Below are 8938 nucleotides of genomic sequence, written 5' to 3' on the forward strand. Positions count from 1 at the left end.
CTATGCGGCCTTTTTGTCGCCGGGTTTCTCGTCGCGCAACACGCGGCGGAGAATTTTTCCGACATTGGTTTTCGGTAATTCCTCGCGGAACTCGATATATTTCGGCTTTTTATAGCCGGTGAATTGTTCCTTGCAGTAGGCCATCAAGGCCTCGGTGGTCAAGGTCGGGTCCTTGCGCACCACGAACAGCTTGACCGCCTCGCCCGAATACTCGTCCGGCACGCCGATGCAGGCGCACTCGAGCACGCCGGGATGGGCGGCGATCACCCCCTCCAGCTCGTTCGGGTAAACGTTGAAGCCCGACACCAGGATCATGTCCTTCTTGCGGTCGACAATCTTCACATAGCCGCGCGCGTCCATCACGCCGACGTCGCCGGATTTGAAATAGCCGTCCGGCGTCATCACCTTGGCGGTCTCGTCCGGGCGGTTCCAGTAGCCGGCCATCACCTGCGGGCCGCGGATGGCGATCTCGCCCGGCTCGCCCAGCGCCACCTCGACGCCGTTGTCGTCGAGGATGGCGATGTCGGTCGACGGCACCGGCAGGCCGATGGTGGCGGAGAACTCGGTGCTGTCGGCGCGGTTGCAGGTGGCCACCGGCGAGGTCTCGGACAGGCCGTAGCCCTCGATGATGGAAACCCCGGTGACGCGCAGCCATTTGTCGTTGACGGCCTGCTGCACCGCCATGCCGCCGCCGTTGGCGATCTTCAGGCCGGAGAAGTCCAGGCTGGCGAAGGCCGGATGGTTGACCAGCGCGTTGTACAGCGTGTTCACGGCGGGCAGCATATTGAACTTGTATTTGGCCAGTTCCTTGATAAATCCGCCGATATCGCGCGGATTCGGGATCAACACGTTGAGCGCGCCGACCCGGGTGCCCCACATGGCGCAGGCGGTCAGCGCGAAGATGTGGTACAGCGGCAGCGCGGCGATGATGATCAGCTGCTGCGAGCCGAGCGCCTCCTTGAGCGCCGGCGCCGACCAGGCCTCGCTCTGCAGCACGTTGGCGATGACGTTGCGGTGGCTCAGGGTGGCGCCCTTGGAGACGCCGGTGGTGCCGCCGGTGTATTGCAGGAAGGCGGCGTCGGTCAGGCTCAGCTCGACCGGGGTCAGCTTCATGCCGCCGCCCTGCTTGAGCGCGTCCTTGAAGCGCACCGCGTTCGGCAGCGAAAAGGCGGGCACCATCTTCTTGACGTTGCGCACCACGAAGTTGACCAGCATGCCCTTGGCGCCGCCCAGCATCTCGCCCATGCTGGCGACGACGATGTGCTTGACCGGGGTGCGCCCCAGCACCTGCTCGAGCGTGGTGGCGAAGTTCTCCAGCACGATGATGGCCTCGCTGCCGGAGTCGTTGAGTTGGTGTTCCAGTTCGCGCGGCGTGTACAGCGGGTTGACGTTGACCACGGTGTAGCCGGCGCGCAGCACGGCGGCGATGGCGACCGGGTATTGCAGCACGTTGGGCATCATGACGGCGACGCGCGCGCCCTTCTTCATGCCGCGGCTTTGCAGCCAGGCGCCGAGCCGCTTGGAATAGGCGTCGAGTTCGGCATAGGTGAGGAATTTATCCATGCAGACATAGGCGTTGCGGTCCGCATACTTGTGAAACGATTCTTCCATCAGCTGCACCAGCGAGCGATATTGATCGGGATCAATTTCGGCCGGTACGCCGGGGGGATACGACTTCAACCAGATTTTCTCCATCCTGTGCCTCTTGTCTCGAATATTTTTCGTTGTAGTGGAGCCGGCGCACAGTGCCGGTGAGTATGCTCAAATGCCTCGTGTAAACGAACATCGTGATGCTACTAAATACGATGCTATCGGGCAGAACGCCAGTATGCAAGCGCTTTCATGGAATTTGAACAAGCCCTCTAGGGCAGTTTATTTGCTGCGCCGCAGCATCCAAAGCCGTCGACGATGCCCTCGGCGGGCGCGGCGGCGGCGGCCTGGGCGGCGGCCTCCGCCGCCGCAGCGGCGGCGGCGATAGCGGCCGCCTCGCTCTGCGCTTTGAGGGCGGCCAGATGGTTCAATTCTTGTAGTTGCTGTCGACGTTGCCCTGCGTCCAGATTCGCCATCTGCTGCACCGCAGCATAAAAACGCACGAACGTTCTTTCTTTTTCCAGCAGCAAACGGAAGCCCGGCAGAAAATCGTTGTAGGTTGCCACCGAACTGAGGTGGGCGTTGGTCAGCGGTTCGGCGAACCAGCGGTCGTAGCCGGCATAGCCGCCCCAGCTGGTCTTGAGTTTTTGATAGTCCGCTTTCAAGGCGGCGAAGACGCGCGCCTTCTCCTCGCGCTTGTGGCGGTCGCTGGCCTTGCGCGCGTAGTTGGCCGCGAGCGCCTTGCGGTGCTTGACCAGCAGGGCGAGGAAATCGAGCCGGCGCAGGTTGTAGCGGGTGTAGGCGTCGCGCATCGCGTCCGTGCCGTACAGCTCCAGCCAGCGCTGCACGCCGGCCTCCTCGACGGCGGTGGCGAAGGCCTCGTTGAACTGCGAGTCGCCGGCCACATAGACCACCTGGTGGGCCAGCTCGTGGAACACCATGCGCGCCAGTTCGGCGTCGGAGTAGTTGATGAAGGTCGACAGCAGGGGATCGCTGAACCAGCCCAGCGTGGAGTAGGCCGGCACGCCGCCGACCTGGGCGTCGTTGCCCTCGGCGCGCAGCTCGGCGGCGTAGGCCTGGGCGTCGTCCTTGCTGTAGTAGCCGCGGTAGCTGACGCAGCCGGCGATCGGGAAGCACCACTGGATGGGCCGCAGCGACAGCTCCGGCGTGGCCACCACGTTCCACAGCACGAAGGGCCGGGTCAGCGGGGCGTAGTTCTTATAGCTGGCGTTGTCGGGCAGCGCCAGCTGCTTGACGGCGAAGCGCCGGATCAGCATGGCCTTTTCCAGCCTGGCCTTGAGCTGCGGGTCGGTGGCCGGGTCGCCCAGCCAGTCCTCGATGGGGCGGGCGTCCGACCACAGCGCGTACTGCCCCTGGGCGGCCTGCATGTAGTACTTCAACTGGGCGCAGCCGGCCAGCAAAAGTGCGACGCAGCCCGCCGCCAGCCAGTACCTGGCACGGACAATTTGGCGGACTAGTTGGCGCATACTTCACTCTCAAGCGACGGCTTTCTCGACCTGAACAAGTGTATCGTAAAACGTTGGCGCGCGGCCCATATCGGTCAAACGCTGGCTGGTTACCTCGTTGGCATTCTTGCCGTCGCTGGCCAGCTTTTTCCACCACACCGACAGGCCCACCACCAGGCCGGCGCGCGCCTTGGTGGTGACGCGCGCCTTGGCCACGAAGGAGCCACGGTCGTTGTAGATGCGCGCCATGTCGCCGTGGGCCAGGCCGCGCGCGGCGGCGTCGTCGGGGTGGATGTCCAGGTGCGGCTCGCCCTCGGCGGCGCGCAGGCTCTTGACGTTGACGAAGCTGGAGTTGAGGAAGTTGCGCGCCGGCGGGGAGATCATCGCCAGCGGGTAGCGCGCCGCCAGTTGCGGATTGCTGGCGGCCGACTCGTAGGGCGGGTTGTAGCTTGGCAGGGGGTCGAGGCCGTCGGCCGCCATCGCGGCGGAGTAGAACTCGCACTTGCCGGACGGCGTGGGGAAGGCGCCGGCGGCGAAGGGCGCGTCCGGCATGTTGAGTTTTTGCCAGCCCTTCTGCTTCAAGGCCTCCCAGTCGAAGTGCATGGCGCGCACGTCGCTGGTCTTGAAGGCCTTGGCCGCCAGTTGGTCGTCGCTCTCCTGGAAGCAGGGATCGTCGAAGCCCATGCGCGCGGCCAGCAGGCGGAAGATCTCGGTGTTGGCCTTGGCCTCGCCCAGCGGCGCGATGGCGGCGTTGTTGGCCATCATGTACAGGTGGCCGAAGGCGGTGTGGGTGTCGACGTGCTCCAGTTGCGTGGTGGCCGGCAGCACGATGTCGGCGTAGTCGGCGGTGTCGGTCTGGAAGTGTTCCAGCACCACGGTGAACAGGTCCTCGCGGGCGAAGCCGGCCGCCACCTTGGACGAGTCCGGCGCCACCGCCACCGGGTTCGAGTTGTAGACGATCAGCGCCTCGATCCGCGGGCCGAACTCGGCCGAGGCGGGGCGCAGCAGGTCGTCGCCGATGGTCGTCATGTTGATGGTGCGCACCGGCGTCTTCAGCAGGTCGGGCCGCTGCAGCGCCGGCTTGTCGCTGGGGAAGGAGCCGGACGAGGACAGCTGGATGCCGCCGGCGGCGTGGCGCCAGGCGCCCACCAGCGCCGGCAGGCAGGCGATGTTGCGCACCGCCATGCCGCCGCCGCGCACCCGCTGCACGCCGTAGTTGGCGCGGATCGCCACCGCTTCGCCGGCCTTGGCGGTCTGGCCGTACAGCCGCGCCAGGTTCACCAGTTCGTCTTCCGTGATGCCGCACACCTCGGCGGCGCGGGCCGGCGTCCATTCGGCGGCGCGCTGTTTCAATTGCTCGAAGCCCAGCGTGTGTTGCGCGATGTAGTCGTGGTCGAGCAGGTCCTCGGCGATCAGCACGTGCATCATGCCCAGCGCCAGCGCGGCGTCGGTGCCGGGCAGCAGGGCGATGTGCTGCTGGCACTTCTCCGCCGTCAGCGAGCGGTAGGGGTCGATCGCCACCAGGGTCGCGCCGCGCCGCTTGGCCTCCTGGGCGCGGGTCCAGAAGTGCAGGTTCGAGGCGATCGGATTGCCGCCCCAGATCAGGATCAGCTTGGCGTTCTGGAACTGTTCGAGGTCGGTGCCGATCGAGGCGCCCACCGTGTACCTGTAGCCGGTGGCGCCGGCGGTGGCGCAGATGGTGCGGTCGAGCAGCGAGGCGCCCAGCTGGTGGAAGAAGCGCGACGACATCGACTCGCCCTGCACCAGCCCCATGGTGCCGCAATAGCTGTACGGCAGGATCGCCTGCGGGTCGCGCGCGGCGATCGGTTGCAGGCGCGCGGCGATGGCGTCGAGCGCCTCGTCCCAGCTGATCCGCTCGAACTTGCCCTCGCCCTTTTTGCCGACCCGGCGCAGCGGGTGCAGCAGCCGTTCGGCGTGGTAGGTGCGCTCGGTGTAGCGCGACACCTTGGTGCACAGCACGCCGGCCGTGGTCGGGTGGTCGGGATCGCCCTTGACCTCGGTGGCGACGCCGTCGGCCACCGTGATCAACAGGGCGCAGGTGTCGGGGCAGTCGTGCGGGCAGGTGGCGCGGACTTGAGTCGTTGTCATTTCGAAATCCAAATTGCTGGGGCAGAAGGCATATCGTAAACCATTCCGCCGCCGCGCACCGGGCTCGGCCCGGGTGCGCTGGATTTCCCCTTGTGACAGGGGCTACAATGACTGTACAGAGCGGTTGTTTCCGATCGAACGGCCGCTAGTGCGCGGCGCATCCTGCACGGATCAGGGACCAGGCGCGGCGCACGGACAAAATACTGGAGACCCAGAACATGAAACTAGTCGAACCCATCATCGCCATGCAGGCCGAATTGCAGCAGATCCGCCGCGACCTGCACGCCCACCCCGAGCTGTGCTACGAGGAACAGCGCACGTCCGACGTGGTGGCGGCCAAGCTGACCGAATGGGGCATCCCGGTGGTGCGCGGCCTGGGCCTGACCGGCGTGGTCGGCATCATCAAGAACGGCACCTCGGCGCGCGCCATCGGCCTGCGCGCCGACATGGACGCGCTGCCCATGCAGGAGGTCAACACCTTCGCCCACGCCTCGCGCCATCCCGGCAAGATGCACGCCTGCGGCCACGACGGCCACACCGCCATGCTGCTGGGCGCCGCCCGCCACCTGGCCGGCACGCGCAACTTCGACGGCACCGTCTACCTGGTGTTCCAGCCGGCCGAGGAAGGCGGCGCCGGCGCCCGCCGCATGATCGAGGACGGCCTGTTCGAGCGCTTCCCGATGGACGCCATCTACGGCATGCACAACTGGCCGGGCTACGCCAGCGGCACGCTGAGCGTGGTCGAGGGGCCGATGATGGCGTCGAGCAACGAGTTCCACGTCACCGTCAAGGGCAAGGGTTCGCACGCGGCCCAGCCGCACAAGGGCATCGACCCGGTGATGATCGCCGTGCAGATCGCGCAGAGCTGGCAGCACATCATGACACGCGAGAAGAGCCCGCTGGACACGGCGGTGCTGTCGATCACCCAGATCCACGCCGGCAGCGCCACCAACGTGATCCCCGACGAGGCCCAGTTGATCGGCACGGTGCGCACCTTCACCACGCCGGTGCTGGACCTGATCGAGAAGCGCATGGGCGAGATCGCCGCGCACACGGCGGCCGGTTTCGGCGCCGAGGTCGACTTCCAGTTCAAGCGCAACTACCCGCCGCTGGTCAACCACGCCCGCGAGACCGCCTTCGCGCTCGAGGTGATGCGCGCCGTGGTCGGCCCCGAGATGGTCAACGACAACGTCGAGCCGACCATGGGCGCCGAGGACTTCGCCTTCTTCCTGCAGGCCAAGCCGGGCTGCTACATCTTCATCGGCAACGGCGAGGGCGAGCACCGCGACGGCGGCCACGGCCTCGGCCCCTGCGTGCTGCACAACGGCAGCTACGACTTCAACGACCAGCTGCTGCCGGTCGGCGCCAGCTTCTGGGTGCGCCTGGCCGAGACCAGCCTGCCGCTGCGCTGACCAGCGGCAAGGGCCGGACTCAGCCCAGCCGGTCCGGAGCGTTGCCGACCCGCTGGCCCGGATTGATCGCCTCCAAGGCCAGCAGGGCGGCGGAATGGTCGGCCTGCGGATACACCGATTCTATCGATTCATAACGCCGCGTCACCAGCTCGCTCAGCGGCAGCGTCACGCCGGCCGCGCCGGCCGCCGCCAGGATGTTGTGCATGTCCTTGATCTGCGTCTTGACCTGGCCGCCGGCGACGAAGTTGCGCTCCAACATGCGCTGGCCGTGCACGTCGAGGATTTTGCTTTCGGCGAAGCCGCCGCGTATCGCCGCGCGCACGGCGGCCGGGTCGGCGCCGGCCGCCTGCGCCAGCAGCAGCGCCTCGGCCACCACGTTCAAGGTCGCGCCGACGATCAATTGATTGCACAGCTTGGCCACCTGGCCGCTGCCGGCCGGCCCCACCAGGGTGGCCCGCCCCATCGCCGCCAGCACCGGCTCGGCCAGGGCGAAGTCGGCGGCGGCGCCGCCGGCCATGATGGCCAGCGTGCCGGCCTGGGCGCCGCCGACTCCGCCCGACACCGGCGCGTCGAGGAAGCGCACGCCGGCGGCGCCGAGCTGGGCGTGGAATTGCTGGGCCTCCGCCTGCCGCGTCGAACTCATGTCCACCCACAAGCTGCCCGGCGCCAACGACGGCAGGGCCGCCGTGATCAACTGGCCCACCACCGGGCCGTCGGCCAGCATCGAGATGACCATGTCGGCGCCGGCCACCGCCTCGGCCAGCGCGGCGACGGGCACGGCGCCCGCCTCGGCCAGCGCCGCCGCCTTGTCGTGGTTGCGGTTCCACACGGTGACGCGGTGGCCGGCGGCCAACAGGCGGCGCACCATCGGCCCCCCCATCAAGCCGATACCGAGGAAGGTGATTTGCATAGACAATGGAAACTCCTGAACGATTAATCCGATGTGACTATAATAATTTGGGTCGTCGGAAATTTTCCGCGAAGCCCGGTACAATTGCCGCAGCCGTATACACCATGAGATACAGCGTTCACACTGTTAGGATACTATGTTTGCTAAGAAATTGATCGCGGCCGCCGCCGCATTGCTGGCGATGCACTCGGCCTTCGCGGCCGACAACCAACTGGTCGACTCGGTCTCGCTCGATGTCGGTACCGGTTCCAAAATCAAAATGGTGCGCCTGGGCGTGCAAAAGGACTGGGACGCGCGCTGGTTCCAATCCAACGGCACCCACCTGAGCGGCTACTGGGACGCCAGCTTCGCCTATTGGCGCGGCAACCAGGCCAACAACGTGCCCGGCGCCCACATGCACCTGAGCGACCTCGGCTTCACGCCGGTGTTCCGCTTCGAGAATGACAACAAAAAGGGCATCTACTACGAGGGCGGCATCGGCGTGCACCGTCTGTCCGACCTGTACAACAACGACGACAACCGCTTGTCGACCCGCTTCCAGTTCGGCGACCACATCGGTGTCGGCTATGTGTTCGACAACAAGTGGGAAGTCGGCGCGAAGATCCAGCATTTCTCCAATGGCGGCTACAAGAAGCCCAACAGCGGCGTCAACTTCATCGAGCTGAAGGCCAGCTACCACTTCTAGCCGCCGCCTGCGGCAACAAAAAAGCGCTTCCTTCGAAGCGCTTTTTTTGTTTCTCTCCACGAAAAGCTGTGGACGAAAAAAAACCCACCTGCGCTGAACGCGATCTTGAGCGCGTTCAGGCTGGTGGGGTTTTTTACACTACTATATAACTAGCCTGACGATAACCTACTTTCACACTGGTTGCAGCACTATCATCGGCGCAGAGTTGTTTCACGGTCCTGTTCGGGATGGGAAGGGGTGGTACCAACTTGCTATGGTCATCAGGCATTGACTTGTACAGTGTTCGCTTCCAATTGGACAGCGGCACTTGAATCTGGAAGAAGCATTATAAACGATTTATACCGTTTATTCAAAGTAAAGATCGGGGGTAATGAAGCATGTCTCAACAACTCAGGCGACACGTAACTTCTCATTCTTACAACCTGCTAAGGTTATAGGGACAAGCCGTACGGGCAATTAGTACTGGTTAGCTTAATGCATTACTGCACTTCCACACCCAGCCTATCAACGTCCTGGTCTCGAACGACCCTTCAAAGAGCTCAAGGCTCTGGGAAATCTCATCTCAAGGCAAGTTTCCCGCTTAGATGCTTTCAGCGGTTATCTCTTCCAGACTTAGCTACCCGGCAATGCCACTGGCGTGACAACCGGTACACCAGAGGTCTGTCCACTCCGGTCCTCTCGTACTAGGAGCAGCCCCCTTCAAATTTCCAACGCCCACGGCAGATAGGGACCAAACTGTCTCACGACGTTTTAAACCCAGCTCACG

Annotated in this window: 6 protein-coding genes and 2 rRNA genes; 2 read left to right on the forward strand and 6 right to left on the reverse strand. The window is 64.9% G+C overall.

Translation table 11 applies throughout. From position 1 onward, the window contains the following. From BM252_RS18540 to BM252_RS18550, 3 genes are all read right to left on the reverse strand, one after another. Positions 1-1695: a long-chain-fatty-acid--CoA ligase gene (locus BM252_RS18540; protein WP_093389148.1), complete on the reverse strand. Its 1695-nt coding sequence runs from the start codon at positions 1693-1695 to the stop codon at positions 1-3. Positions 1696-1862: 167 nt separating this feature from the next. Continuing rightward, the gene (locus tag BM252_RS18545; protein WP_093389149.1) at positions 1863-3077 is read right to left on the reverse strand and encodes an aminopeptidase; all 1215 of its coding nucleotides are present in this window, start codon (positions 3075-3077) and stop codon (positions 1863-1865) included. A 9-nt stretch (positions 3078-3086) separates the two neighbouring features. After that, positions 3087-5165: a molybdopterin-containing oxidoreductase family protein gene (locus BM252_RS18550; protein ID WP_093389171.1), complete on the reverse strand. Its 2079-nt coding sequence runs from the start codon at positions 5163-5165 to the stop codon at positions 3087-3089. A 218-nt stretch (positions 5166-5383) separates the two neighbouring features. Between BM252_RS18550 and BM252_RS18555 the strand changes: the two genes are divergently transcribed. Then, the gene (locus BM252_RS18555) at positions 5384-6577 is read left to right on the forward strand and encodes a M20 aminoacylase family protein (protein WP_093389150.1); all 1194 of its coding nucleotides are present in this window, start codon (positions 5384-5386) and stop codon (positions 6575-6577) included. 19 nt (positions 6578-6596) lie between these two features. On the opposite strand, the gene BM252_RS18560 is transcribed toward BM252_RS18555, so the two are convergent. Continuing rightward, complete coding sequence (locus BM252_RS18560; RefSeq protein WP_093389151.1) at positions 6597-7487, reverse strand: NAD(P)-dependent oxidoreductase; 891 nt, start codon at positions 7485-7487, stop codon at positions 6597-6599. A 136-nt stretch (positions 7488-7623) separates the two neighbouring features. Here BM252_RS18560 and BM252_RS18565 point away from each other — a divergent pair, with 136 nt between their 5' ends. Continuing rightward, on the forward strand, positions 7624-8172 hold the full coding sequence (locus BM252_RS18565; RefSeq protein WP_093389152.1) for an acyloxyacyl hydrolase: 549 nt from the start codon (positions 7624-7626) through the stop codon (positions 8170-8172). 152 nt (positions 8173-8324) lie between these two features. On the opposite strand, the gene rrf is transcribed toward BM252_RS18565, so the two are convergent. Next, positions 8325-8437 (reverse strand): 5S ribosomal RNA (gene rrf, locus BM252_RS18570). A 170-nt stretch (positions 8438-8607) separates the two neighbouring features. Next, positions 8608-8938, reverse strand: a 23S ribosomal RNA gene (locus tag BM252_RS18575); the annotation flags it as partial.

This window comes from Rugamonas rubra (assembly GCF_900114705.1).
Classification (GTDB): Bacteria; Pseudomonadota; Gammaproteobacteria; order Burkholderiales; family Burkholderiaceae_D; genus Rugamonas; species Rugamonas rubra.